Below are 25,042 nucleotides of genomic sequence, written 5' to 3'. Positions count from 1 at the left end.
ATGACCATGCGCAAGGCATTGATTGTATGGGGCGGCTGGCCGGGACACGATCCCGATCTCTGTGCCTCGATGATCCGCGGCTGGCTGAAGGCGGAAGGCTTTGAGGTCCGGATCGAAACGACGACAGAGGCATTCGGCGATCCGGCGATCCATGATCTCTCCTTGATCATTCCGATCTACACCATGTCGAAGATCGAGAAAGCGGACGCGCTCAACCTCTGCGCGGCGGTGCGTGGCGGCGTCGGGCTTGCCGGACATCATGGCGGCATGTGCGATGCGTTCCGCGATTCCGTCGACTACCACTTCCTGTGCGGCGGGCAATGGGTCGCGCATCCCGGTAACATCATCGACTACACGGTCGACTTGACGAAGCCGGATGATCCCATCATGAAGGGCCTGAAGAGTTTCGAGCATCGTTCCGAGCAGTATTACATGCATGTCGACCCCGCCATCGAGGTGTTGGCGACGACGACCTTTACCGGCGAGCACGCATCCTGGATCGACGGCGTGGTGATGCCGGTGGTCTGGAAGAAGCGATACGGCGCGGGCAGGGTGTTCTATTCCTCGCTCGGCCACCGCGCCTACGAACTCGACGTCCCGGAGATCCGAACGTTGATGACTCGCGGCATGCTGTGGGCGGCGCGTGAATGACAGCTGGCGCGACGCAGCCGGCGCTACGCGCCACGCTGGAGGACGTCGCGCGTGCGGCGGGCGTTTCGCTCGCCACTGTCGATCGTGTCGTCAACCGGCGCGAGGGCGTGCGCGCCAAGACCGTCGCGCGTGTCGAGGCCGCCGTCGCCAAGCTCGGCTACCGCGCTGACGTGGCGGCCGCACGGCTCGCACGCGGGCAGAGTTTTCGCTTCGCCTTTGTGCTGCCGTCCGGCAGCAACAGCTTCATGACCAACCTGACCGAACAGGTCCAGCGCACCGCGGACTGGCTCGCCGGCCAGCGCGGCTTCATCGATATCCTCCATGTCGACGTGTTCGATCCGGATGTGCTGGCCGGGGCGCTGGAAAACCTGTCGCCGGCCTATCAGGGCGTCGCCGTCATCGCGCTCGACCATCCCAGGGTGCGCGCCGCGATCGACGAGCTCACCGCGCGCGGGGTCGTCGTGGTGACCCTTGTGTCCGATGCGCCGAGCTCGCGCCGCCTGCATTACGTCGGTATCGACAACCCGGCTGCGGGGCGGACCGCATCGACGCTGATGGGACGTTTTCTGGCCGGGCGCGAGGGGACGGTTGCCGTGATCGCTGGATCGTTGTCGTTGCGCGATCACACCGAGCGGCAGTTCGGCTTCCACCAGATCCTGTCCAGCGAGTATCCGAACCTGCGCGCGCTACCGGTTATCGAGGGGCGGGACGACAGCGCGCGCACACGGGAGCTCACCGCGGCGTTGCTCGCACGCCATGCCGATCTCCGCGGCATCTATTGCTGCGGCGCCGGAAACCGTGGCATCGCCGATGCGCTCGAGGCCTCCGGTCGCGCGCGCGAGGTGGTCTGGATCACCCATGAGCTCACTCAATACACGCGGCGTTTCCTGGTCCGCGGCACGCTCGATGCCATCATCAACCAGGATCCCGGCCACGAGGCCCGGTCTGCGGCGCGCGTCCTGCTCGCACATTGTTCCGGCGAGCCGATCAGCCCCGATCAGGAGCGCATCCGCATCGACATTTTTCTGCGGGACAATCTGCCGTAAGTTCGAGCATCGCCTCTCAACCCCACCGTATCGGTTTGCCGCCTTGCTTCGCACTTTCCTGGGCGAGGATCGCGATGCGCGTGGCGCGCAGGGCGTCCTTCGCCGGAATTTGCAGGGCTTGTTCGCGCGCGAGATGATCGAAGACGAAGCCGGCAGGCGAGCCGCCCGGCGGGAGGTCGACCTCACGTCTCGCTCGTGTTGCGGTTTCAACGAGCAGCCGGTTCTCGGCGAAGAGAACGTCCGCACGCCCGCGTGTCCCTGAAATCCGCATCGCATAGTCGCCATGGCGGGGAGAGGCTTCCGGCTGAATCCAGTCCACTTCGATTGAGAATTGCGGGCCGTTGTCGCAGGCGAGGATGGCGCGTCCGAGAGCAGGAAAGCTCGTCGTGCCGGCAGCCGGGGTGGGCGAGATCCAGCCGCTGATCGTGCCGCTGGTGTGTCCCGTCAGCCAAAGTGCCAGATCGATGTCGTGGACCGTCAGGTCGGCGAGAATGCCGCCATAGGTCGAGGGCTCGAACATCCATGCCGGACGACGGCTTGGCACGAGCTTGTGCGGCCCGGTCGAGCTGATCGATACGATGTCTCCCAACTCGCCGCTTTCGAGAACCGAGCGGAGCGCGAGCGTGACCGGATAAAAGCGCTTCTCGAGCAGAAGCGTCAGCAGGTTGCGTCCGGCAAGGGCGTCCTCGATCAAGGCGAGCTGCGGAAGCGTCACCGCCATCGGCTTGTCGATGATCGCAAAAATATTCCGGCGCAACAGTTCGATCACGATCGGAGCCCGGAGACCGAACTCGGTGAAAATAGCCACAGCCTCGACCTTGTGCACGTTCAAAAGCGCGATCGGGTCAGCATAGCCGGGAGCCTGCGTGCGTCTTTCGAGCTCGGCGAGGCGCGCGGCGTCGTGATCGGCGACCGCCGCGATCCTGACGTCGGTTCGAGCCGCGATCTCCGAGAGCACATATTCGACATGCGGATGAGCCGCACCAATGATGGCAATGTCGAGCATGGAAGGAGCATTACCTGGCATCGAGGGCCATCTCCGGCGAGACGTCGTCGGGGGTGACGGCGCGGCCTTCCGCGGCCGAGCGATAGATTGCGGTGACGACGCGCGTAGCCTCGAACCCGTCCCTGAACGGAGTGGATGGTGCCCGTCGCTCCCGGATCGCCTGGACGAAGTCGCGCCATTGCGCGATATGCCCCTCGATGCCGATCGCCTTGGGGTCGTTGGCGGCGCTTCCTGGTCCCGTCGCGCTCGCCGGCTGTGGAACACCGGGAAAATCCCAACGAACGATGCTGTCGTGTGCAAGCTCGCAACTGCCGCGATCGGTGAACAGGCGCAGCATGGCCGGCCGTCCCGGAGGCAGTGCCGTGCTCGTCACGATCACGCCCAAGGTGCCGGATGTGAAGGACAGCAGGGCCGTCGTCGTGTCCTCGATCGCGTGCGCGTGTCCGAGCGTGGCCGTCTGGCCTTGAACACTCGCCACCGGTCCGAACAGCCAAAGCATCAGATCCAGATTGTGGACGCCCTGGTTGAAGAGCGAGCCGCCGCCGTGATCGGCTTCGGCGCGCCATGGCTTCTCCGCATAGTAGGCGTCGGAGCGATACCAATGGATCGCCGCCTCGATCAGGCGCGGTTGTCCGAGGTGGCCCGCGTCGAGCAGCGTCTTGATCGTCTGGTGTTGCGGTTCGAGCCGGCGCTGCGAGACCACACCGCATGTCAGCTGCGAGTTCTCGGCCGCATGGACCAGCGACGCGGCCTCGGCTGGATCGACGCAGAGCGGCTTCTCGACAAGCACGTGTCGTCCGGACCTGATGGCGGCAAGTGCTGCGTCATGATGAGCGCCGCTCGGGGTGCAGATAACGACGGCGTCGATGTCCGCACCGGCCAGCATGGCGTCGGTGGTCGCAAATGTCGGAACGGGTTCGCCATCGATACACGCGGCAATCTGTTCAGGCGTGCCGCCGGCGACAGCGGCCAAAACGGTCGCGTCGAGCGCCCGGATCGCTCGCGCGTGCGTTTCACCGATCGCCCCTGGACCGACCAACCCGATGCGAAGTTGGCTCATCTCAATTCCTCAATGCTTGGCTGGAAACGGCTGACCGGCGACATAGACGGTCTCGGGAATGATGGATCCATCATCGCCGAGACGAAATCGAAGCAGATCCGCTGGCGCGCCGACTGTCAGAGCTGGCAGCTGGAATGGCGTGCGGGGATTGATCGTTGCCAGCCTGAGTGCTTCGGCCAGCGTCAGGCCGGCCATGCGTCTGGCCGTCGCAATCCCGAACGCAAGGCTCGCCGCTGCGCCCGCCAGAAACGGCGTGCCGACGACTTCCAGCCGACCATTCGCTTTCAGTTCGACGCGTCCGCCCACTGGCATGTCGTAGATCGCCGGCGAACAACCCGCGAGCGCGACGGCATCTGAAACCAGCATGGATCGTTCGAGGCCCTTTGCGCGTAGCATGGCCTTGAAGGTCTCGGGCGGAAGGTGATGGCCATCGGCAATAAAGCTCGCCCAGAGCCTGTCCTCCGCCAACTGCGTCCAGATCGGGTTGGGATGCCGCGGCAGCTGGGCCGCGATGCCGTTGCCGAGGTGTGTTGACAACATGGCGCCAGCCTCAATCGCGGCGGAGATCTGATCTGTCGTGGCGTTGGTATGGCCGAGCGCAACATGAACGCCGCGCGCGCGAAGTCCTCGTACATAGTCGGCCGTCTCCTGCCAGTGCGGTGACAGGGTCACGAGGCCGACGAGGTTTCCGCAGGCGGCTTGCCAGGCGTCGAATTCATCGAGATCTGGCGGCCTCACATGCTCGGCCGGGTGCGCGCCGCGGGGACCGTCCTCCGGTGCGATATGGGGCCCTTCAACGTGGACGAAGGGAATTGCGTGCTTGACCAGCGGATCGCTGTCGCGCGCCTGGGCGATCGCCTCCAACGCGTCGATGAGCGCGGCGCGTGATGCCGTGATCAGCGTCGGAGCAAAACGCGAAACGCCGCTGCCATGGACGGCGAGGGCGAGATCGCGAACCGTCTGTGGATCGGTGCCGCCATTGAGGTCATGGCCACCAAAACCGTTCAATTGCAGATCGAACAGTCCGAGCGATAGCCAATGCCCGTCATCGGCACCGCCTGGGGCGATGGCCGAGATACGGCCATCAGAAATGGTGATCGTGTGAGGCTGTCCGGTCTCGGGATCGCGTCCCGAGACATGTGTCGCCCCGTCGCTCATGCGCGTGCCGGCGTTTGCAGCGAAAGCCGGGCTGGTGCGGAATCACGGTCGAGATACAGCGTGCATCGCGGATGCGTACGCAATGCGCTCGCAGGACAGGCCGCGCCAATCGGGCCGTACAGGGATTGCTCGACGGCGGCGCGCTTGGCCGCGCCGGGCACCACGCAAAATAGCTGATGAGCGTCCAGCAATCGGGAGATCGTCAGGGTGATAGCGTGCGTCGGCACGTCGCCCAGAGCCGCAAAGCACTTGTCGTCGACCTGCTGCTGACGGCAGATCGCGTCGAGCTCGACGATCTTGACCTGCTCCGTGTCGTGCAAATTTGCGACGGGCGGATCGTTGAACGCCAGATGCCCGTTGACGCCGATGCCGAGGCACACGATGTCGATCGGGGCCTCGGCCAGAAGACCGGCGTAGCGCGCCGTTTCGCGGTCCGGATCTGATTCCTGTCCGATCAAATGGACGGCGCCCAGGGGGACACGTGAGAAGAAATGGCGGGTCAGCCATACTCCAAAGCGCTCGGGCGCGTGCGCCGGAAGCCCGAGATATTCGTCCATGTGGAAAGCGATCACGCGTCGCCAATCGATATCGCGCTCGCTCGCCAGCGCGTCCAGCATCTCTGCCTGGCTCGGCGCGGCGGCGAACACCATTCTCACACGATCTTGGTGCGCAAGGCGATCGCGCAGCGCGGCAGCGATGTCAGACGCCGCAGCCCGGCCCATCGCATCCCGCGTCTCTGATATCGCGATCCCTGATGTTGCGATTTCTGGAGCGACCGAAGCCATCATGCTCATCCGTGGTTCTTGTCGGGGCCTGTCACTCCGCGCGATCAAGGATGTAATGCAATCGGTTGCATGTCAAGCTTGCGCCCCGCCGACGATCAAGGCATGTGTAGTGCGGAGATCCAGCACAGGAGGCGCCCCCGGTGAAACGCGATTCCGACGACAGGGAGCGGCGCTCAGAGCTCGCGCCGACCATAAGTCAGGTCGCAAAGATCTCCGGCGTCTCGCGCGCGACCGTATCGCGCGCCTTCACGCGACCTGAAATGCTGAGTGAGGAGACGGTCCGGCGCGTCAAGGCGGTCGCCGACAAGTTGGGTTATGTGCCCAACCAGGTCGCGCGCGCGCTTTCGACCGGACGGCACGGCAATGTCGCGCTCATCGTCTCCGACGTTGCGAACCCGTTCTTTCCGCCTCTGATCAGAGCCGCACAGCTTCACGCCGACAGGGCGGGACTATGCGTCTTTCTGGGCAATTCGGACGAGGATCCCGCCCGTGAGGAGTTGCTGCTCGGCCGCTTTATCGGCCAGGTGGAGGGGCTCGTGCTCGCCTCCTCTCGCCTGGACGAAGCGCATATCCGGATCTATGCGGCGCGTCGGCCGCTGGTGCTGATCAATCGCGACATCGAGGGAATTACGCGGGTCCTGATCGACACGGCGCCGGGCGTTGCAGCGGCGATCGCACATCTTGCCGAGCTCGGGCATCGGCACATCGCCTATGTCAGCGGCCCCACGACGTCATGGTCCAACCAGCAGCGGCGCAACGCCGTCCGGAAGGAGGCGGCGAAACGCGAGCTCAAGGTGATCGCCATTCCGGCGCGCCCGCCATCTTACGACACCGGGCGATTGGCCGCCGCCCCGATCGTCGCCAGCGGGGTGACCGCGGCCATCGCGTTCGACGACCTTGTAGCCCAAGGCCTGCTCGCGGGGCTTGCTGCCCTCGACGTTGATGTGCCCAGATCGTTCAGCGTGGTCGGCTGCGATGATGTCCTTGGCGAAACTACTTATCCGCAACTCACGACAGTGTCGGCGCGTTGCGCCGATGCGGGCGATGTCGCGGTTGGGCTCCTGCTCAGCCAGTTGAACGGTGGCGCGTCGGGCGAGATCCGCCACAAGCTGAACTCACATCTCGTCGTTCGAGCGAGCACCGGTCCGGCACCTGCGAAACGAAAAAGCCGCTGACGATTTGGTCAACAGCCTCGGAAAGCGGCAATGGATCGCAATTGACACGCAACCGGTTGCATGACAGCCTTTAGTCGGGATTTATGTAGTTCTGGGAGCGGGGACATGGCCTTCATCGCGACATCGGTCGGCACGTTCGGATATCCAAACTCTCCCGAGAAGAAGCGTCGTTCATGGCTGTCGGCCGCTCGATGGCTGGCGATGGCTGTCGCAATGCCAATGCTGGCGTCGCCGGCGTCGGCGGAGAAGCTGACCATCTGGAGCGGCTGGCCTGACCTCGCCCCATTCTACAAGCGCGTCGGAGACCAGCTGAAGGCGAAGTATCCCGATCTCGACATCAGCGTCGAGGCAATCGCCTTGCGTGAGCATGAGAAGCGGCTGGCACTGTCGCTTCCATCCGGCGCGGCCGGAGACGTCATTGAGATGGAGGTCGAGGCTGCCCGATATCTGGAGGCGGGCCTGATTCCGGAGCCGCCGGCCACGATCGTGGATTTCGTCAAAGCCAATTACGACATGACGCGGGTGAAGACCGCCACGTATGACGGCAAGATCTACGGCGTGCCGTTATTCCAGGGGCAGGGCGCGCTGTTCTACAACACCGAGATGTTCGCCAAGGCCGGCCTTAATTCGCCTCCCAAGACGATGGCGGACTACACGGCCTATGCGCAGAAGCTCGTGCAACGTGACGCATCCGGCGTGCCGACGGTCAGCGGCTGGAGTTTGCGCCTCAGCGGCGGTGGCTCCGGTATCGCGGAGAAGTACTGGACGATTCTCTATAATTTTGGTGGGACCTTGCTGGAGGAGAAGGGCGGGAAGTGGCGCGCGGCCTATGCGAACGAAGCCGGCCGAAACGCACTCAAGCTGTACCTCGATAACGTCGTGACCTATCGGACGGTGTTGCCGGAGATGAAGGCAGACGCTGAAGCCTTCGAACTCGGACAGACCGCGATGTTCATCCGGGAGTCCTGGGTGATCGGCGACGTCGTCAAGAAGGCGCCCACCCTCAAATACGCGACGGCGCCGTTGCCGAAGGGAACGTTGATGGTCCCGGTGGACCTCTACGTTCCCAACAAGGGGCCGAAGAGCCAGATCGCCTGGGACTTCGTTCAGAAGGCGAACGAGCCGGAGAATTTGCTGTGGCTGCTCGAGAACACGGCGTGGGTGCCCAATCGCAAGGGCCTCGACTACTCTGCCGTCCTCGGCAAGATCCCCCAGCTCGGCGCGTTTGTTAACACCCCCGCCGACCACGTCTTCTTCACCGTTCCGGCGATCAGTCCGGCCAGCGAAATCCTCACCCGGCTCGCGGCCCGGCTTGAGAAGGCATTCACCGACAAATCGTTGGCCGGAAACGATGCCGCCATCGACGCTTTTCTGAAATCTGCGGCTGAGGAGAGCGACAAGATCCTTGCCCGGGAAGATCTGCTGGCCAAACCGTAAGCTCGCCCCCAATGGTCGCGACCACACAATTGCAGCGCTAGCCGGCGGCGGCCTCCGGGAGACTCCATGCATTCCAAGCCGAAATGGCTGTTTCCGGTTCTTGCGCTGGTTCCGGTTCTCGGCCTCTATGCTTGCCTGCGCGTATACCCAATCGCCGAGACACTGCGTCTCAGCCTGTTCAAGTGGAACATCATCTCACGGCGCAAGCCATTCATCGGACTCGATAACTTTGTCGAGCTGATGACTGATCCGCTGTTTCTCGAAGCGATTTTCAACACCACAGTTGTCGCCTTCGGCGTCCTGCTGATCACGATTCCCGTCGGGCTCGCGCTCGCCGCGCTGATCAACAGCCGGCAGGGGCTGCGACGCAGCGGCTTCTACGAAACCTCGATTTTCCTGCCGCACGTCGTCTCGCTGGTGCCGGCGGCGATGGCCTGGAAGTGGATTTTCGATGCACGGCTCGGGCCACTCAATGCCCTCATTGGATGGTTCGGAATCCCGGCCCAGGCCTGGTTGTTCGACCCTACCTTATCGTTGGTGTGTCTGATCGTGCTGTGCTCCTGGCAGTCGATCGGCTACGCCGTCCTGATTTTTCTAGTCGGATTGAAGAACGTTCCGGAGGCGCTGTACGAGGCGGCGCGCCTCGACGGTGCATCCTCGTTCCAGGCCTTCCGCTACGTTGCAATCCCTCTGTTGAAGCCGGTGATGCTGTATGTCTCGGTGATCACGCTGATCTCGTCGTACAACATCTATGCGCAGGCCTTCGTCCTGGCCTCGGACGTCCAGGGTGCGCCGGGACATCTCGTTCGCGTCCTCGTCCTCGACATGCTCGAAAACAGCTTTCGAAATTATCGAGTCGGCTATGCCGCTGCCGAAGCCGTGGTCCTTCTCGTGATCGTGCTCGTCCTGACGGGCGCGCAGTTCAGACTGTTTCGGGATCGGAGCCGCGCGTGAGCGATCCAGACCATCCCTCCAGCGATGTTGATCGGAACACGCCTGCTGGTCTCGCGATCGACGTCGTTCTTTTCGCTATCGGCCTGATGATGCTGCTGCCGCTCGTCTTCCTGATCAGCAACGCATTCAAGACGCCGCCGGAATTGCTGGCGTGGCCGCCCACCATCATTCCGGACCGTCCGACGCTGGAGAACATCCTCGGCGTGCTGCACGAAACGCCGCTGCTTCATTGGATCGGCAATACCCTGATCTTTGCAGTGCTTTCGACGGCCAGCATCGTCACCACCTCCGCCATCGCCGGCTACGTGCTCGGCAAGTTCGATCTGCCCTGGTTTCCCGCCGTGTTCGGCATCATCATCGCGACATCGGTCGTTCCCTTTGAAGTGTACATGATCCCGCTCTATCTGAATGTTCAGGCTGCGGGGATGTTGAACACTCTTCCGGGGCTTCTGGTCGGTTATCTCGTGATGAGCTTCGGCATCTTCCTGGTGCGGCAATATGTGACGACGTCGATCCCCGACGAGCTGCTGGAGGCCGCGCGGGTGGATGGGGCAGGCGAGGGCTGGATCTTTCTGCGGATCGTGCTGCCGCTGATGCGGGGGCCGCTGGGGGCGCTGGCTGTGCTGGCGTTCTTTCAGGCCTGGACCGCGTTCGCATGGCCGCTGGTCGTGACGACCAACAAGGATACGTATACGCTCGAAGTCGGGCTGGCGCTGTTTCAGACCGGCTTCACCGTGGATATCGGTCATCTCAGCGCGGCCGCAGCGCTTGCCCTCGTCCCCAGCGCGCTATTCTTCTCGCTGATGCGCCGGAATTTCGTGCGTGGCGTGGCTGGAACCGGTCTGAAGGAATGATCGCCACGTCCCGTTGGGCCGTCGCAGGAGCGCACAGCACGTGATTGAACAGGAATACGATACGATCATCATTGGTGGAGGTTCCGCGGGAGCGACGCTGGCCGCGCGCCTCAGCGAAGATCCATCGCATCGTGTGCTGCTGCTCGAGGCGGGGCAGGATCTCCGCACCGCGACCACGCCGGAGCACATTCGTATCCCCAATCCGATGCGCGCCATCGGTGACGACGACTTCCGCTGGCCAAAGCTGTTGGCGCGACGCACCGAGCGGCAGCAGCCGCTGCTGCTGTGGCGTGGCCGCGCCATGGGCGGCAGCTCGACCATCAATGGCCAGATCGCGATCCGCGCCGTTCCCAACGATATCGACCGCTGGGCGGCCGCGGGCTGCACGGGCTGGTCATGGGACGAGCTTCTGCCCTATTTCTGCAAACTCGAGACGGACAAGAATTTCCCCGACGCGCCCTATCACGGCGATCGAGGTCCAATCCCGGTGTATCGCGCTCCGATCCCGGATTGGGGCAACGTCGACCGCGCGCTGCGCGCGTCGGCCCTCGGCCTCGGCTATGGCTGGTGTGAGGATCACAACGCGCCAACAGGCACCGGCGTCTCGCCCTACGCCATCAATAGCGAGGGCGGCTTACGGATCTCCACCAATGACGGCTATCTGGAGCCAGCGCGCGATCGCGCCAATCTCGATATCGTCGGCCACGCCCTGGTCGACACCATCACCTTCGAAGGCAATCGGCTGCACGCCAACGGCGTCCATGTTCGCGTGAACGGCCGATCCTACGCACCCCGCGCGACGCGCGACGTTATCCTCTGCGCCGGCGCCATCCATTCGCCGGCCATTCTGCAGCGCTCCGGCATTGGGCCCGTCGCCCTGTTGGAGAGGCTCGGCATCCCCATCCGCGCGAACTTGCCGGTGGGCGAGAATTTGCTGGACCATCCGATCGTCAACGCACTGCTGCATTTGCGCGAAGGCAGCCAGGTCAGCACGCTTATGCACCGGCACACCAATTGTTGCCTGCGCTACTCTTCGGGCCTCGCAGACGCAGGCGACAACGACATGATCATGATCGCCGGCAATCTTGCTCGCTCGTCGCAATCGATGGTGGAAGTCACGCTGGGACGCATTGCTGTCTCCGTCTATCAGGCTTTCAGCCAGGGGCACGTCCGCATCGTGACGACCGACCCCGAGGTCGATCCGGCCATCGAGGAGCGCATGCTCTCCGACTCTCGCGATCTCTTGCGCATGCGCGACGGCGTCCGCCGCCTGCGTGATATCTGTCTGCAGCCTGCGGTGACCGATATCGCCGACCGCGTCGACTATGGCGCCAGCGGACGCTCCATGGACGAGCCGTTCAGTGATGCGGAGTTGGATGATTGGCTGTTCGCCGAGTGCAGCGACGCGCAGCACGCCAGCGGCACCTGCAGAATGGGCGCGCCGGACGATGCGCGTTCGGCCGTCGATCACGAATGCCGGGTGATGGGATGCACGGGATTGCGCGTGATCGATGCCTCGGTCATGCCGGAAGTGCCGCGCGCCAACACTCATTTGACCACGGTCGCCATCGCTGAGCGCATGGCCGATCGGTTGAAGGGCGCAACATAAGGCGTGACGGGCGTGAGACATGGTGCCGAACTCGCCCCAGCCGCCCGTAAACAAGCCTTGTTTTGCCCGATGTTGCTGGCTCTTTGCGCAAACGCCGCGCGTACGGCGCTATGTGCGTCGGCGGCTCAATCAAACTCAATCCGCGGAAACAGTACAGCAATCTGAAAGCCACACCGTGGCCACAGCTTTCCCGTTTCAGAGCAAGTCAGCTGCTCTTGAGGTGTGGAATGTCGTTTTTGCGGGCCTGGCTTGTCGCGGCGGTCGTGGGTGGCGTGTCGATTGCAACCTCACTTCCGCTGGTGCTGTTGCCGCAGCCGGCCGCGGCAGCGGCAGCGGCGGCGCAAGCCGCGGATACGATCGTGGTCGAAGGCAATCGCCGCGTCGAGGCCGAGACGGTTCGCTCCTACTTCAAGGCCGGCCCCAACGGGCAGTTCGACCAAGTGGCTCTCGACGACGGCCTCAAGGCATTGATCGAGACCGGCTTGTTTCAGGATGTGAAGGTCAACCGGGCCGGCGGCCATGTCGTGGTGTCGGTGGTGGAAAACGCCGTGATCGGCCGCGTTGCCTTCGAGGGCAACAAGAAGATCAAGGACGAGCAGCTCACCGCCGAGGTCCAGTCCAAGCCGCGTGGGACCTTCTCGCGCGCGATGGTGCAATCCGACACGCTGCGCATCGCAGAGATCTATCGTCGCTCGGGCCGCTACGACGTCCGCGTCACGCCTGAAATCATCGAGCAGCCGAACAACCGCGTCGATCTCGTCTTCACGGTCGAGGAGGGCGTCAAGACCGGCGTCAAGTCGGTCGAGTTCATCGGCAACAGCGCGTTCTCGGCCTACCGCCTCAGGGACGTCATCAAGACGCACGAGTCGAATCTGCTCAGCTTCCTCAGCAGCGGCGACATCTATGATCCGGACCGGGTCGAGGCCGACCGCGACCTGATCCGCCGCTTCTATCTCAAGAACGGCTTTGCGGATGCGCAGGTTGTGGCGGCGCTGACCGAATATGATCCGGACAAGAAGGGCTTCCTCGTCAGCTTCAAGATCGAGGAGGGCCAGCAATATCGTGTCGGCGCGGTCGACTTCCGCTCCAGCATCGCCAATTTCGACGCGAGCTCGCTGCGCGGCTTTTCGCGCGTCAATGTCGGCTCGCTCTACAATGTCGAATCGGTCGAGAAGTCGACCGAGGAGATGCAGATCGAGGCCTCGCGCCGCGGCTATGCGTTCGCTGTTGTGCGGCCGAGCGGCGACCGCAATTTCGAATCACACACCGTCTCGGTCGTGTTCAACATCGACGAAGGGCCGCGCACCTATATCGAGCGCATCAATCTGCGAGGCAATACCCGCACGCGCGACTACGTGATCCGGCGCGAATTCGACATCTCCGAGGGCGACGCCTACAACCGCGCCCTGGTCGACCGCGCCGAGCGCCGGTTGAAGAACCTCGACTATTTCAAGAGCGTCAAGATCACCACGGAGCCCGGCTCCTCCAGCGATCGTGTGATCCTGATCGTTGACATGGAAGAGAAGTCGACCGGCGATTTCTCGGTCTCTGGCGGCTACTCCACGACCGACGGCGCGCTCGCCGAGGTCTCGGTGTCCGAGCGCAATCTGTTCGGCAAGGGCCTCTATGCCAAGGCTTCGGTGACTTACGGCCAGTACGCCCGCGGCGTGTCGCTGTCCTTTGTCGAGCCCTATTTGCTCGACTACCGGATCGCACTCGGACTTGACACCTATTGGCGCGAGAGTTTGTCGAACAGCTATACCAGCTACTCGGTGACGACGCTCGGCTTCTCGCCGCGACTGGGCTTTGCGCTGCGCGAGGACCTGTCGCTCCAGCTCCGCTACTCGCTCTATCAGCAGACTATCACGCTCCCCAGCGCCTATAACAATTGTAACAACAACGCAGCCAATACATCGCTGGCCTTCAACCCGACGCCGGCCTACATCCAGAGCGTGCTGGGCGGAGTGGATCCCACCAACTCGACCAGTTCAGGTTACTACGGCTACGGCTGCTACGCTGACGGCGAATCGAGCCTGCCGATCCGCAAGGAATTGGCGAACGGCCCGACCTTGACGTCGGCCGTGGGTTACACGCTGACCTACAACACGCTCGACAACACCAAGAACCCGAACGACGGCCTGCTCATCGACTTCAAGCAGGATTTTGCCGGGGTGGGCGGCGATGTCACTTATCTGAAGACCGCGCTGGACACCAAATACTACACGCCGCTGGTGTCAGAGATTATCAGTGTGATCCATCTCCAGGGCGGTGTTCTCAACAAGATCGGCAACAACGATCTGCGCATGCTGGATCACTTCCAGATGGGCCCGAACCTCGTGCGCGGCTTCGCGTCCAACGGTATCGGTCCGCGTGACATCACCTATGCAAGCTTCGGCGCCACCGGCGATGCGCTCGGCGGTACGAAATACTGGGGCGCGTCCACGGAATTGCAGATGCCGTTCTGGTTCCTGCCCAAGGAAGTCGGCCTGAAGGGCGCGGTCTACGCCGATGCCGGCTCGCTCTGGGGTTATCAGGGGCCCACCTCATGGGCGGCGACGGGCGAGGTCAATACCAAGGCCTGCCCGACCTGCGGACTGCAATATGACGACAGCAGCGTGGTGCGCTCGTCAGTCGGTGTCGGCCTAATCTGGGCCTCGCCGTTCGGACCACTGCGCTTCGACTACGCCGTGCCGCTCACGAAGGGCAAATACGACATCGTCCAGCAGTTCAGGTTCGGGGGCGGTACGTCATTCTAAACTGCGAGAATCCGCCGGCAGGCGTCGACGAAAACCTGCGCGCCGGTGACGATGTCGGCATCGGCAGTGTTCTCGGTCCAGTGATGGCTGATACCGCCGATCGAGGGCACGAACAGCATGGCTGCCGGCATGATGGTCGCGAGCATCTGTGCGTCGTGGCCGGCGCCGCTCGGCATGCGCAGCGATCGTCCGCCGGCCAGTGCCTTGCTCGCGGTCTCGATCGCATCCTGGAAGCGTGTATCCATCATCGCGGGCGCGCCCACGCGGATCCGCTCCACGGTCACGGTACAGGGGCCCTTGGCATTGGCCTCGTCAGCCATCGTTCGCAGCACCTCCTCCAGCCGCGCGATCACGGCCGGGTTGTCGTCGCGGATCTGGAACAGCATCTCCGCGCCGCCCGGAATGATGCTCGGCGCGCCCGGATCGAGCGTGATGCGGCCGGTGGTCCAGACCGTGCGCGGTCCGCATGCAGCCGGGAAACGCTGGTCGACCGCCACGCAGAATTTGGCCAGCGCGAGGCCGGCATCCTTGCGCACGGCCATGCGCGTGGTACCGGCATGATTCTGCTCGCCAGTGAAGGTGATGCGGTATTGCCAGATGCCGACGATGGAGGTCACGACGCCGATTGCGAGCTTGCCACTCTCGAGCGTGTCGCCCTGCTCGATATGCGCTTCGAGATAGCCGACGTGCCGTCCCAGCTCGGCGGCGAAACGCGGCCGTCCAGCGAGCCCCATATCAGTCAGCGCGTCGCGCATGGTGCGTCCATCAGTGCGGTCGCGTGCGGCGTCGATGTCGGCCTCGGTGACCTGTCCGATATAGGAGCTCGAGCCGAGGAAGCTGCCGAAATGACCTTCCTCATCACACCACGCCGCGACTTCCACCGCGCCTTTCATGGATGGATCTGTGTTGAGCACGCGGGCGGCCTCGAGCGCATAGACGACGCCGAGCGGGCCATCGAGCCAGCCAGCGTAGTTTTGGCTCTCCAGGTGCGATCCGGCGAGCAATTTCGGTCCGGGCTTCGCACTGGTGCCGAGGACATTGCCGATGCCGTCGATCGCGCCCGCAAGGCCGGCCTCGGGCAACTTCCGCACCAGCCAGTCCAGCGATTGCCTGTGCGGCTCGGAGAAGGTCGGCTTGTGCACGCCGGTCTTGTAGGCGCCCAGCGCACGCAGCGCGTTGAGGTCGGCAAGAACGCGCTCGCCGTTGGCGTGGGACTGAGTATCAGGCATGTTCGGCAACCTTCAGGGCCTCGGTGCGGATCTCCTCGACCAACCGTTCCTTCAGCTGGACGAATTCGGGCGTGGTCTTGATCTTGTAGGAGCGCGGATGCGGCAGGTCCACATTGATCTCGGCCTTGATGCGGCCGGGACGGGCGCTCATGACGATGACGCGGCTGCCGAGGAAGATCGCCTCCTCGATGTCATGGGTCACGAACAGAACGGTCTTCTGATCGCGCTCCCAGATGCCCAGCAGCATTTCCTGCATCAAGGCGCGGGTCTGGTTGTCCAGCGCGCCGAAGGGCTCGTCGAGCAGCAGGATCTTTGGATCATTGGCGAGCGCGCGTGCAATCGCGGTGCGCTGCTGCATGCCGCCGGAGAGCTGCTTCGGCCAATGGTTCTCGAAGCCGGACAGGCCGACCTGGCGGATGAAGGCATCCGCAACCTTGTTGCGCTCGCCCTCCGGCACGCCGCGCTCGCGCAGGCCGAAGGCGATGTTCTCGCGCACGGTAAGCCAGGGAAACAGCGTGTAGGACTGGAACACCATGCCGCGATCCGCGCCGGGGCCGGTGACCTCGCGGCCATCGAGCGTGACGCGTCCGCTGGTCGGACGGTCGAGGCCTGCAACGATGCGAAGCAGCGTGGACTTGCCGCAGCCGGAGGGCCCAAGGATCGTGACGAAGTCGTTGTTGCCGATGACGAGATCGGTGGGCTCCAGCGCTCTTGTGGGCGCGTTGCCGTGGCGCGCCGGGAAGGTTCGCGAGACCTGTTCGATCCTCAGCGTGGTCATGCGAGCCTCCACGGAAACAGCCAGGCGTTGAACGCCTTGAACATGAAGTCCGAGAGGAGGCCGATCAGCCCGATGACGATGATGCCGAAGATGATCTGACCGGTATTGAGCAGCGCCTGGCTGTCGGTGATCATGTGGCCGATGCCGGAAGACGAGCCGATCAGCTCGGCGACGATGACGTAGGTCCAGGCCCAGCCTAGCACGAGCCGCAGGATTTCCGCGATTTCGGGTGCGGAGGATGGCAGCAGCACGCGGCGGATGATGCCGCGGTCGCTGGCGCCGAGCGTATAGGCGGCTTCCACCAGATCGCGCCGCGTCGCGCCGACGGTGACTGCGATCATCAGGATGATTTGGAACACCGAGCCGATAAAGATGACCAGCAGCTTCTGCAGCTCGCCGATGCCAGCCCACAGGATCAGGAGTGGAATGAAAGCCGAGGCAGGCAGATAGCGCGCAAAGGAGACGAACGGTTCGAGGAAGGCCTCGACCGGCTTGTAGGCGCCCATCAGCACGCCGAGCGGCACCGCGATAATCGCGGCCAGCGCAAAGCCGCCGACAACGCGCCAAATCGTCATGCCGATGTCGAACAGGAAGCCCTGCTTGGCCAGGAGGTCATAACCTTCCTGCACCATGGTCAGCGGGTTGGCGAGGAAGGTCTTTGACACATGGCCGCCGAAGGTCGCCCACGACCAGAGGGCGACGAATAGCACGAAGAACGCGAGGCCATAGGCCACGCGCTGCTTCGATGTCACGGAATCCAGGGGACGCATCAAGAGTCTATCCGAATGGTCGATCTTCTGCTGGTCCCACCGCGCGGCGGGACCAGCAGCTTATCCAGGCTTACTTGATGAAGCTCGCGTCGAAGAGGTCTTCGACTTTCGGCGCCGCCTTGATGATGCCGATTTCGAGCAGGAGGTCGGCCGCATCCTTGTTGAACGCGAGGAAGTCGCCCGCGAAGAATTTCTGGTTCGCGGCCTTGTCCTGCCAGCGCAGATATTTTGCCGAGTTGCCGAACGCCTCGCCGGTCTGCTTCACGTCGGCGCCCATGATCTCATAGGCCTTGGTCTGGTCCTTGGCGATCATGTCGAGCGACTCGAAATAGCTGTCGGCCAGCGCCTGCGCCGCCTTCGGATTCTCGCCGAGGAATTTTGGCGTGCAGCCGAACGTGTCCATCACGATCGGATAGTCCAGCGTGGTGGCGATGATCTTGCCCTTGTCGGGTGCGGCGCGCACAGTCGACAGATACGGCTCGTAGGTCATCGCGGCATCGTTCTGGCCGGAGACGAAGGCCTGCGCGGCGGCGGCCGGCTCGAGGTTCACGACGGTGACGTCCTTCACCGTGAGGCCGTTCTTCTTCAGCATCCAGGCCAGCGCGAAATAGGGTGAGGTGCCCGGCGCGGAAGCTGCAACCGTCTTGCCCTTCAGCTCCTTGATCGATGTGACGTCGTTGCGCACGGCCATGCCGTCGGCGCCGAAGCTCTTGTCGAGCTGGAAGATCTGCTTGGTCGCGACGCCGTTGGCGTTCCAGGAGATCCAGGTCTCGACCGTGGTCGCGGCGCACTGCACGTCGCCGGAGGCGATGGCGAGGTGGCGGTCCTTTTGCGGGATCTTCTTGATGGTGACGTCGAGGCCGTTCTTCTTGAAGATGCCGGCTTCCTTTGCCAGCGTCAGCGGTGCGAAGCCGGTCCATCCGGAGATGCCGACGCCGACCTTGACGTCGTCGGCGAGCACGGGAGTGGCGGCTGCGAGAGCAATGATTGTCGCAAAAACTGTCGAACTACGCATGATTGTCGTCCTCTTGCCGATCGATGGTTTGACGTCCTGTTGATCTCTGTCGGTCTGTGGGGGACCGTTGCCCGAAGCGTTGCACGATTTGTGCCGACATCGCTCTCTCAGCCTCCCTTGAATCGCGCGACAAGGCGGTGAGAGTCACCGGGATAGAGCAGGCGCACCGCGGTGATCGTGCGCGCGCTGCGCCAGGTATAGCGGTCGATCACGAGGCATGGCGCGCCGACGGCGATGTCGAGCGCTTCCGCCGTGCGATCATCCGCGATAATGGCGCTGATCGTATGCTCGGCCTCTGTCCATGGGACATGATGAAGCAGCCACGAGCCCGGCGGCTCGCGCGAAAAATCCGCGGTCGCGGCGTCAGGCACGGATGACAGATCGATCAGCCGGTCCTCGACGGCGAACGGCACGTTATCGGCGCTGTGACGGCAAGAAATCGCAACCACCTTGCCGGCCTTCTTGACGCCAAGCCGCTCGCGGTCGGCGGCAGTCGCCGCGCGCAGCTTGTGGCCGATCAACTCGTAGCCGTAAGTGCGGCCAAGGGCGGTGATCTCGGCGCGCATGTCGGCGATCTTGAGCACGGCCGACTGATGCTGTGGCCGGCGGACGAACGAGCCGGCGCGGCGCCGGCGCTCGATCAGGTCGGCCTGCGCGAGCTCCGACAACGCCTTGTTCACCGTCATGCGCGAGCAACCGTAGCGCGCGACCAGCTCGTGCTCGAATGGAATGCGATGGCCTGGCGGCCATTCGCCGGTCAGGATGCGCTTTTCGATGTCAGCGCGGATGCGCTTGTAGAGCGTCGGCTTGTCGGTGGCGTCGGTGGCAAGGCTCATGCAACGAGCCTCCGCACCGCCGCGTTGAAGCGCTCGCGCGCGGCCTTGCGCAGTTTGTGTCGGCCGTTCTCGACGACCTTGTTTCCGCCGGACCAGACGCAGTCGATCGCACCACTGCCTGCCGCAAAGATCCAGCCGTCGATCACGGCATCCCGCGCGCGTCCCGCCAGCGACGGATGCGCAGCGTCGAGCGTGACGATGTCGGCACGCGCGCCCCGCGCGAGGCCCGCGATCGGCTGCGCTAGCGCCCGGGCTCCGCCCGCAAGGGCATCGTCGAACAGCGTGCGCCCCGTTGAACGGCCGGCACCGGCTGAGAGCACGTTGCGGGCGCGGTGCTTGAGCCGTTGGCCGTATTCAAGCTGACGCAGCTCGTCGGCGACGCCGACCAGCACGTTAGAATCGGTGCCGACACCGAACAGCCCGCCAGCGTCGAGAAATTCTCGCCCCGGAAAGATGCCGTCGCCAAGGCTCGCTTCCGTGATGGGGCAGAGACCCGCCACCGCGCCGGTCTTCGCGAATGCGCTGACTTCGTCATCGGTCATGTGGGTCGCGTGAATGAGGCACCAGCGTTGATCGACCGGTGCGTGCTCCAACAACCATTGCACCGGGCGTCGTCCCGACCAGGCCAGGCAATCCTCGACTTCCTTCACCTGCTCGGCGGCATGAATATGCATGGGCCCGCCTTCGGCGAGCGGAATGATCGCCGTGAGCTCGTCCGGTGCCACCGCACGCAGGCTGTGCGGCGCGATGCCGATATTGGCGCCAGGCAAGTTTGCGATGGCCTTGCGCGAGGCCGCCATCAGCTTGGCGAACTGATCGACAGAGCAGATGAAGCGGCGTTGGCCGTCATGTGGCGCGGCGCCGCCGAAGGAACCGTGCGCATAAAAACTCGGCAGCAGCGTCAGGCCGATGCTTGAGGCTCCAGCAGCCTGCGCAATGCGCGCGGCCATCTCGGCGACGTCTGCATAGTGCGAGCCGTCGCGATCATGATGCAGATAATGGAACTCGCCGACGCGGGTAAAACCCTGCTCCAGCATCTCGACGTAAAGCAGCGTCGCGACGGCGGCGACATCGTCCGGCGTCATCGCCAGCGCGAAGCGGTACATCGTTTCGCGCCAGGTCCAGAACGTATCGGTCGAGTCACCGCGCAGTTCGGCAAGCCCCGCCATGCCACGCTGGAAGGCGTGGCTGTGCAGGCTCGCCAATCCCGGAAGTGCGATGGCGTGGCGTTCGTCGCCGGCGGCAGGCTGAACGCCCGGCGTCACCTCCGCGATCGCGCCGGCGATGATGACCACCTGCACGTCATTGGCCCAGCCCGAGGGCAGGAGCGCGGAGGCGAAATGCAGTCGGGACATGATGACACGCCGGCTGGACAGAACCGCCTTACGATTATATGTCTAGACATATAAGTCAAGCATCCCACGACCAAGGGACATCCGTATGGCAGAGCGCTTCGACCGGATCTGGCATAACGCCCGGCTCGCCACGATGCGGGCCGACCGTCCCGATCTCGGCGAGATCGAGCATGGCGTGATCGCTACGCACCGCGGCCACATCGTCTATGCGGGCGCGGCGGGTGACTTTCCGGTCGATGCGGACGCTATCAAGCGGATCGATTGCGAAGGACGCTGGATCACGCCCGGCCTCGTCGATTGCCACACCCATCTCGTCTATGGTGGCGACCGCGCGCACGAATTCGAGCTACGCCTGAAAGGCGCGACCTACGAAGAAATCGCGCGCGCCGGCGGCGGTATCGTCTCGACGGTGGCCGCGACGCGCAAGGCGAGCGAAGCCAAACTCGTCGCGAGCGCGCTGCCGCGACTGGACGCACTGATCAGCGAGGGTGCGACGACTATCGAGATCAAGTCCGGCTATGGCCTCGATGCAGAGACCGAGATGCGGCAGCTCGCCGCCGCCCGCAGCCTGGGCCGTCAGCGGCCGGTTGCGATCCGGACCTCCTTTCTCGGCGCGCACGCAGTGCCGCCCGAGGCCGAGGGCGACAAGGACCGCTACATCGATCGTGTCTGCATGGAGATGCTGCCCGCGGTGGCAAAGGCGGGCCTCGCCGATGCCGTTGATGCCTTCATGGAAGGCATCGCGTTCTCGGCGGAGCAGACGGCGCGGGTGTTCGAGGCGGCAAGGGGGCTTGGGCTGCGGGTCAAGCTTCATGCCGACCAATTGTCCAATCTTGGCGGCGCTGCGCTTGCAGCAAAGTTCTCCGCGCTTTCCGCCGATCATTTGGAGCATACCGACGAAGCCGGTGCTGCGGCGATGGCGAAGGCCGGAACGGCAGCCGTGCTGCTGCCCGGCGCCTACTACTTTATCCGCGAGACGCAGAAGCCGCCGGTCGAGGGCTTTCGCAGGCACGGCGTCCCTATGGCGCTCGCGACGGACTGCAATCCGGGCAGCTCGCCGCTGACCTCGCTGCTGCTCGCGATGAACATGGGCGCGACGCTGTTCCGGATGAATGTCGCCGAATGCCTGGCCGGCATCACCCGCGAAGGCGCGCGTGCGCTCGGCGTGCTCGATGAAACCGGTACGCTGGAAGCCGGCAAGTGGTGCGATCTCGCGATCTGGGACATCGAGCGGCCCGCTGAACTGGTCTACCGCATCGGCTTCAATCCGCTGCATCGCCGTGTGTGGAGGGGCCAGTGACCGAGCCGGGCGCAGCGATCGTCGTCAAGCCGGGAACGGTCAGCCTCGACGATCTCGCGCGCGTGCTGGCGGGCGCGCCTGTCGTGCTCGATCCGTCGTTCTGGCCGCGCGTTGCTGCGGCGGCGCAGATCGTCGCAAAGGCCGCCCAAGCTGCGGCGCCTGTCTATGGTATCAATACCGGCTTCGGAAAGCTGGCATCAAAGCGCATTCCGCCGGACCAAACTGCGCTGCTGCAGCGCAATCTTATCGTCTCGCATTGCTGTGGGGTCGGTCCTGCGACTCCCGAGCCGATCGTGCGGCTGATGATGGCGCTGAAAATCGTCTCACTCGGGCGCGGAGCCTCGGGCGTGCGCGGCGCGGTGATCGAGCAATTGCAGACCATGCTGGCGCGGCGCGTTTATCCGCTGGTGCCGCAGCAAGGTTCGGTCGGCGCCTCCGGCGATCTGGCGCCGCTTGCGCACATGACGGCGGTGATGATCGGCGAGGGGGAAGCGATCGTCGACGGCAAGACGGTGTCGGGCCACGAGGCACTCGCTGCTGCCGGCCTTATGCCGTTGACGCTCGGTCCCAAGGAGGGTCTTGCGCTGATCAACGGTACGCAGTTCTCGACCGCTTACGCCATCTCCGGCGTGCTGCGTGCATTTCGTCTCGCTCGCGCCGCGCTCGTCACCGGTGCGCTGTCGGTGGATGCAGCCATGGCATCGACCGCGCCGTTCCGTCCCGAGATCCAGGCGCTGCGCGGTCATCCCGGCCAGATCGCCGCAGCCGCGACGCTGACCGCGCTGCTCGACGGCAGCGACATCCGCCTGTCGCATCTCGAGGGCGACGAGCGCGTGCAGGATCCTTATTGCCTGCGCTGCCAGCCGCAGGTCGCGGGCGCCGCGCTCGATTTGATCACGCAGGCCGCGCGCACGCTGATTACCGAGGCCAATGCTGTCACCGACAATCCGCTGGTGCTGGTCGACACCGGAGAGATCGTCTCCGGCGGCAATTTCCATGCCGAGCCGGTCGCCTTTGCCGCCGATACGATCGCGCTGGCGCTGTCGGAAATCGGCGCGATCAGCGAACGACGCATCGCGACGCTGGTCGATCCCGCGCTCAATTTCGGTCTGCCGCCGTTCCTGACGCCCGATCCCGGCATCAATTCCGGCTTCATGATCGCCGAGGTGACGGCGGCTGCGCTCTACGCCGAGAACAAGCAGCGCGCGGCGGCCTGCTCGATCGACTCGACGCCGACCAGCGCCAACCAGGAAGACCACGTCTCGATGGCCGCGCATGCCGCGCGGCGTCTTTCCGACATGGCCGACAATCTCGCCGCCATCCTCGGCATCGAGCTTCTGGTCGCAGCCCAAGGCATCACGCTGCGCGCACCGCATGCGACCAGCGCGCCGCTCGTCGCCGTCATCGCGGCGCTGCGTGAGCAGGTAGCCGCGCTCGGTGCCGACCGTTACATGGCCGGCGATCTCGCCAAGGCTGCGGCGCTCATCGAAGACGATGCGCTGCCGGCCGTTGCGCTCGCCGCACTTCCAACCGATCCGTTCCCAAGACTTGATTGAACAAGACTCGCCTGAAGAGGTCCGCATGAACCGCCGACTGGACAATGACCGCACCATCCGCGCCCCCCGCGGCAGCGACATCAGCGCCAAGAGCTGGCTGACGGAAGCACCGCTCCGCATGCTCATGAACAATCTCGATCCTGATGTCGCGGAGCGCCCGAGCGAGCTCGTCGTCTATGGCGGCATCGGCCGTGCCGCGCGCGACTGGGAGAGCTTTGACCGGATCACCAACGCCCTGCGCAAGCTCGAGAACGACCAGACGCTGCTGGTTCAGTCCGGCAAGCCGGTCGGTGTGTTCCGCACACATGCCGATGCCCCGCGCGTGCTGATCGCGAACTCCAACATCGTGCCGCACTGGGCGACGCTCGATCATTTCAACGAACTCGATCGCCTGGGCCTGATGATGTATGGCCAGATGACCGCTGGCTCCTGGATCTATATCGGCAGCCAGGGCATCGTGCAGGGCACCTATGAGACCTTCGTCGAGGTCGGCCGTCGCCATTATGGCGGCAGCCTTGCCGGCAAATGGATTCTCACCGCCGGCCTCGGCGGCATGGGCGGCGCGCAACCACTGGCGGCGACCATGGCCGGCGCCTCGATGCTCGCGGTCGAATGCCAGCCGAGCCGCATCGAGATGCGATTGCGTACCGGCTATCTCGATCGTCAGGCCGCAACGCTCGACGAAGCGCTGGCGATCATGGCGGAGGCCGCGAAGACGAAGAAGGCGGTCTCGGTCGGCCTGCTCGGCAATGCCGCGGAGATCTTTCCCGAGCTGGTGCGCCGCGGCGTCAAGCCGGACATCGTTACCGACCAGACCAGCGCGCATGACCCGATCAACGGCTATCTGCCGAAGGGCTGGACGCTCGCTGATTGGGAAACCAGGCGGGCCTCCGATCCGAAGGCCGTCGAGCGCGCCTCGAAGACATCGATGGTCGAGCACGTCCAGGCCATGCTGGATTTCCACGCGCAGGGCATCCCGACGCTCGACTATGGCAACAATATCCGCCAGATGGCGCAGGACATGGGCCTGAAGAACGCCTTCGATTTCCCGGGCTTCGTTCCCGCCTATATCCGTCCGCTGTTCTGTCGCGGCGTCGGGCCGTTCCGATGGGCCGCGCTCTCAGGCGATCCCGAGGACATCTTCAAGACCGACGCCAAGGTCAAGGAGCTGATGCCTGACGACAAGCATCTGCACAATTGGCTCGACATGGCCAGGGAGCGCATCAAGTTCCAGGGCCTGCCCGCGCGGATATGCTGGGTGGGCCTTGGCGATCGCGATCGCCTCGGCCTTGCCTTCAACGAGATGGTGGCGCGCGGCGAGTTGAAGGCGCCGATCGTGATCGGCCGCGATCATCTCGACAGCGGTTCGGTGGCGAGCCCTAACCGCGAGACCGAGGCGATGAAGGACGGATCAGACGCGGTGTCCGACTGGCCCTTGCTCAACGCGTTGCTCAATTGCGCCAGCGGCGCGACCTGGGTCTCGCTGCATCACGGCGGCGGTGTCGGCATCGGCTATTCCCAGCACGCCGGCATGGTGATCGTCGCCGACGGCACGCCGGAGGCCGCAAAACGCATCGAGCGCGTGCTCTGGAACGATCCGGCCTCGGGCGTCATGCGCCATGCGGATGCGGGCTACGAGACCGCAATCGACTGCGCCCGCGACAAGGGGCTCGATCTCCCGAGCCTCGCGAAGTAGTCGGGCGCCAATTCGC

Annotated in this window: 21 protein-coding genes; 11 read left to right on the top strand and 10 right to left on the bottom strand. The window is 64.3% G+C overall.

Features of this window, described 5'->3' with window-relative positions; translation table 11 throughout:
- Window positions 1-6 precede the first annotated feature (6 nt).
- The gene (locus V1280_RS16005; protein WP_334525667.1) at window positions 7-651 is read left to right on the top strand and encodes a ThuA domain-containing protein; all 645 of its coding nucleotides are present in this window, start codon (window positions 7-9) and stop codon (window positions 649-651) included.
- The gene (locus tag V1280_RS16000) at window positions 648-1,697 is read left to right on the top strand and encodes a LacI family DNA-binding transcriptional regulator (RefSeq protein WP_334525664.1); all 1,050 of its coding nucleotides are present in this window, start codon (window positions 648-650) and stop codon (window positions 1,695-1,697) included. Before V1280_RS16005 ends, V1280_RS16000 begins: the two co-directional genes overlap by 4 nt.
- Before the next feature lie 16 nt (window positions 1,698-1,713).
- On the opposite strand, the gene V1280_RS15995 is transcribed toward V1280_RS16000, so the two are convergent.
- The 4 genes from V1280_RS15995 to V1280_RS15980 are packed head-to-tail and all read right to left on the bottom strand — an operon-like array spanning window position 1,714 to window position 5,643.
- Window positions 1,714-2,703 carry a Gfo/Idh/MocA family protein gene (locus V1280_RS15995; RefSeq protein WP_334525661.1) on the bottom strand — a complete coding sequence of 330 codons (990 nt, stop codon included), beginning with the start codon at window positions 2,701-2,703 and terminating at the stop codon, window positions 1,714-1,716.
- Window positions 2,704-2,713: 10 nt separating this feature from the next.
- Window positions 2,714-3,763 carry a Gfo/Idh/MocA family protein gene (locus V1280_RS15990; RefSeq protein WP_334525658.1) on the bottom strand — a complete coding sequence of 350 codons (1,050 nt, stop codon included), beginning with the start codon at window positions 3,761-3,763 and terminating at the stop codon, window positions 2,714-2,716.
- Between the two features lie 9 nt (window positions 3,764-3,772).
- Entirely contained in the window at window positions 3,773-4,921 is a 1,149-nt protein-coding gene (locus V1280_RS15985; protein WP_334525655.1) for an N-acetylglucosamine-6-phosphate deacetylase, read from the bottom strand.
- Window positions 4,918-5,643, bottom strand: coding sequence for a glucosamine-6-phosphate deaminase (locus tag V1280_RS15980; protein WP_334538319.1), 726 nt, complete (start codon window positions 5,641-5,643; stop codon window positions 4,918-4,920). Before V1280_RS15980 ends, V1280_RS15985 begins: the two co-directional genes overlap by 4 nt.
- A 203-nt stretch (window positions 5,644-5,846) precedes the next feature.
- On the opposite strand from V1280_RS15980, the gene V1280_RS15975 reads away from it, so the two are divergent.
- The 6 genes from V1280_RS15975 (at window position 5,847) to bamA (ending at window position 14,491) form a co-directional block, all read left to right on the top strand.
- A complete protein-coding gene (locus tag V1280_RS15975; RefSeq protein WP_334525652.1) occupies window positions 5,847-6,881 on the top strand; it encodes a LacI family DNA-binding transcriptional regulator in 1,035 nt (344 codons plus the stop codon).
- Between the two features lie 105 nt (window positions 6,882-6,986).
- The gene (locus V1280_RS15970; protein WP_334525649.1) at window positions 6,987-8,318 is read left to right on the top strand and encodes an extracellular solute-binding protein; all 1,332 of its coding nucleotides are present in this window, start codon (window positions 6,987-6,989) and stop codon (window positions 8,316-8,318) included.
- A 66-nt stretch (window positions 8,319-8,384) separates the two neighbouring features.
- A complete protein-coding gene (locus V1280_RS15965; RefSeq protein WP_334525646.1) occupies window positions 8,385-9,272 on the top strand; it encodes a carbohydrate ABC transporter permease in 888 nt (295 codons plus the stop codon).
- Entirely contained in the window at window positions 9,269-10,126 is an 858-nt protein-coding gene (locus V1280_RS15960; RefSeq protein ID WP_334525643.1) for a carbohydrate ABC transporter permease, read from the top strand. Before V1280_RS15965 ends, V1280_RS15960 begins: the two co-directional genes overlap by 4 nt.
- 40 nt (window positions 10,127-10,166) lie before the next feature.
- On the top strand, window positions 10,167-11,735 hold the full coding sequence (locus V1280_RS15955; protein WP_334525640.1) for a GMC family oxidoreductase: 1,569 nt from the start codon (window positions 10,167-10,169) through the stop codon (window positions 11,733-11,735).
- A 227-nt stretch (window positions 11,736-11,962) separates the two neighbouring features.
- Window positions 11,963-14,491: an outer membrane protein assembly factor BamA gene (gene bamA / locus V1280_RS15950; RefSeq protein ID WP_334525637.1), complete on the top strand. Its 2,529-nt coding sequence runs from the start codon at window positions 11,963-11,965 to the stop codon at window positions 14,489-14,491.
- Here bamA and V1280_RS15945 read toward each other — a convergent pair.
- The 6 genes from V1280_RS15945 to V1280_RS15920 form a co-directional block, all read right to left on the bottom strand.
- The gene (locus tag V1280_RS15945; protein ID WP_334525634.1) at window positions 14,488-15,720 is read right to left on the bottom strand and encodes a Zn-dependent hydrolase; all 1,233 of its coding nucleotides are present in this window, start codon (window positions 15,718-15,720) and stop codon (window positions 14,488-14,490) included. The genes bamA and V1280_RS15945 overlap by 4 nt on opposite strands.
- Window positions 15,713-16,498 (bottom strand): ABC transporter ATP-binding protein, encoded by a 786-nt coding sequence (locus tag V1280_RS15940; RefSeq protein ID WP_334525631.1) that lies wholly within the window; start codon window positions 16,496-16,498, stop codon window positions 15,713-15,715. The genes V1280_RS15945 and V1280_RS15940 overlap by 8 nt, the downstream gene beginning before the upstream one ends.
- Complete coding sequence (locus V1280_RS15935) at window positions 16,495-17,268, bottom strand: ABC transporter permease (protein ID WP_334538318.1); 774 nt, start codon at window positions 17,266-17,268, stop codon at window positions 16,495-16,497. The genes V1280_RS15940 and V1280_RS15935 overlap by 4 nt, the downstream gene beginning before the upstream one ends.
- A 70-nt stretch (window positions 17,269-17,338) precedes the next feature.
- Window positions 17,339-18,283, bottom strand: coding sequence for an ABC transporter substrate-binding protein (locus V1280_RS15930; RefSeq protein ID WP_334525629.1), 945 nt, complete (start codon window positions 18,281-18,283; stop codon window positions 17,339-17,341).
- Window positions 18,284-18,390: 107 nt separating this feature from the next.
- Window positions 18,391-19,119 carry a histidine utilization repressor gene (hutC, locus tag V1280_RS15925; RefSeq protein WP_334525627.1) on the bottom strand — a complete coding sequence of 243 codons (729 nt, stop codon included), beginning with the start codon at window positions 19,117-19,119 and terminating at the stop codon, window positions 18,391-18,393.
- On the bottom strand, window positions 19,116-20,474 hold the full coding sequence (locus V1280_RS15920; protein WP_334525624.1) for a formimidoylglutamate deiminase: 1,359 nt from the start codon (window positions 20,472-20,474) through the stop codon (window positions 19,116-19,118). The genes hutC and V1280_RS15920 overlap by 4 nt, the downstream gene beginning before the upstream one ends.
- 85 nt (window positions 20,475-20,559) lie before the next feature.
- On the opposite strand from V1280_RS15920, the gene hutI reads away from it, so the two are divergent.
- Genes hutI through hutU form a run of 3 tightly spaced genes read left to right on the top strand, consistent with a single transcriptional unit; the run spans window position 20,560 to window position 25,026 of the window.
- Window positions 20,560-21,774: an imidazolonepropionase gene (hutI, locus tag V1280_RS15915; protein ID WP_334525621.1), complete on the top strand. Its 1,215-nt coding sequence runs from the start codon at window positions 20,560-20,562 to the stop codon at window positions 21,772-21,774.
- Window positions 21,771-23,330, top strand: coding sequence for a histidine ammonia-lyase (hutH, locus tag V1280_RS15910; protein ID WP_334525618.1), 1,560 nt, complete (start codon window positions 21,771-21,773; stop codon window positions 23,328-23,330). The genes hutI and hutH overlap by 4 nt, the downstream gene beginning before the upstream one ends.
- 25 nt (window positions 23,331-23,355) lie before the next feature.
- Complete coding sequence (hutU, locus tag V1280_RS15905; RefSeq protein ID WP_334525615.1) at window positions 23,356-25,026, top strand: urocanate hydratase; 1,671 nt, start codon at window positions 23,356-23,358, stop codon at window positions 25,024-25,026.
- Window positions 25,027-25,042: the final 16 nt, after the last annotated feature.

The sequence above is a fragment of the Bradyrhizobium sp. AZCC 2230 genome (genome assembly GCF_036924495.1).
Lineage (GTDB): Bacteria > Pseudomonadota > Alphaproteobacteria > Rhizobiales > Xanthobacteraceae > Bradyrhizobium > Bradyrhizobium rifense.
Note: the sequence above shows the minus strand (reverse complement) of the source record. Positions and strands in the feature narration are given on the sequence as shown.

Coding starts and splice junctions, on each gene's coding strand:
- V1280_RS16005 (WP_334525667.1), top strand. CDS start 7: ATGCGCAAGGCATTGATTGTATGGGGCGGCTGGCCGGGACACGATCCC.
- V1280_RS16000 (WP_334525664.1), top strand. CDS start 648: ATGACAGCTGGCGCGACGCAGCCGGCGCTACGCGCCACGCTGGAGGAC.
- V1280_RS15995 (WP_334525661.1), bottom strand. CDS start 2,703: ATGCTCGACATTGCCATCATTGGTGCGGCTCATCCGCATGTCGAATAT.
- V1280_RS15990 (WP_334525658.1), bottom strand. CDS start 3,763: ATGAGCCAACTTCGCATCGGGTTGGTCGGTCCAGGGGCGATCGGTGAA.
- V1280_RS15985 (WP_334525655.1), bottom strand. CDS start 4,921: ATGAGCGACGGGGCGACACATGTCTCGGGACGCGATCCCGAGACCGGA.
- V1280_RS15980 (WP_334538319.1), bottom strand. CDS start 5,643: ATGGGCCGGGCTGCGGCGTCTGACATCGCTGCCGCGCTGCGCGATCGC.
- V1280_RS15970 (WP_334525649.1), top strand. CDS start 6,987: ATGGCCTTCATCGCGACATCGGTCGGCACGTTCGGATATCCAAACTCT.
- V1280_RS15965 (WP_334525646.1), top strand. CDS start 8,385: ATGCATTCCAAGCCGAAATGGCTGTTTCCGGTTCTTGCGCTGGTTCCG.
- bamA (WP_334525637.1), top strand. CDS start 11,963: ATGTCGTTTTTGCGGGCCTGGCTTGTCGCGGCGGTCGTGGGTGGCGTG.
- V1280_RS15945 (WP_334525634.1), bottom strand. CDS start 15,720: ATGCCTGATACTCAGTCCCACGCCAACGGCGAGCGCGTTCTTGCCGAC.
- V1280_RS15940 (WP_334525631.1), bottom strand. CDS start 16,498: ATGACCACGCTGAGGATCGAACAGGTCTCGCGAACCTTCCCGGCGCGC.
- V1280_RS15935 (WP_334538318.1), bottom strand. CDS start 17,268: ATGCGTCCCCTGGATTCCGTGACATCGAAGCAGCGCGTGGCCTATGGC.
- V1280_RS15930 (WP_334525629.1), bottom strand. CDS start 18,283: ATGCGTAGTTCGACAGTTTTTGCGACAATCATTGCTCTCGCAGCCGCC.
- hutC (WP_334525627.1), bottom strand. CDS start 19,119: ATGAGCCTTGCCACCGACGCCACCGACAAGCCGACGCTCTACAAGCGC.
- V1280_RS15920 (WP_334525624.1), bottom strand. CDS start 20,474: ATGTCCCGACTGCATTTCGCCTCCGCGCTCCTGCCCTCGGGCTGGGCC.
- hutI (WP_334525621.1), top strand. CDS start 20,560: ATGGCAGAGCGCTTCGACCGGATCTGGCATAACGCCCGGCTCGCCACG.
- hutU (WP_334525615.1), top strand. CDS start 23,356: ATGAACCGCCGACTGGACAATGACCGCACCATCCGCGCCCCCCGCGGC.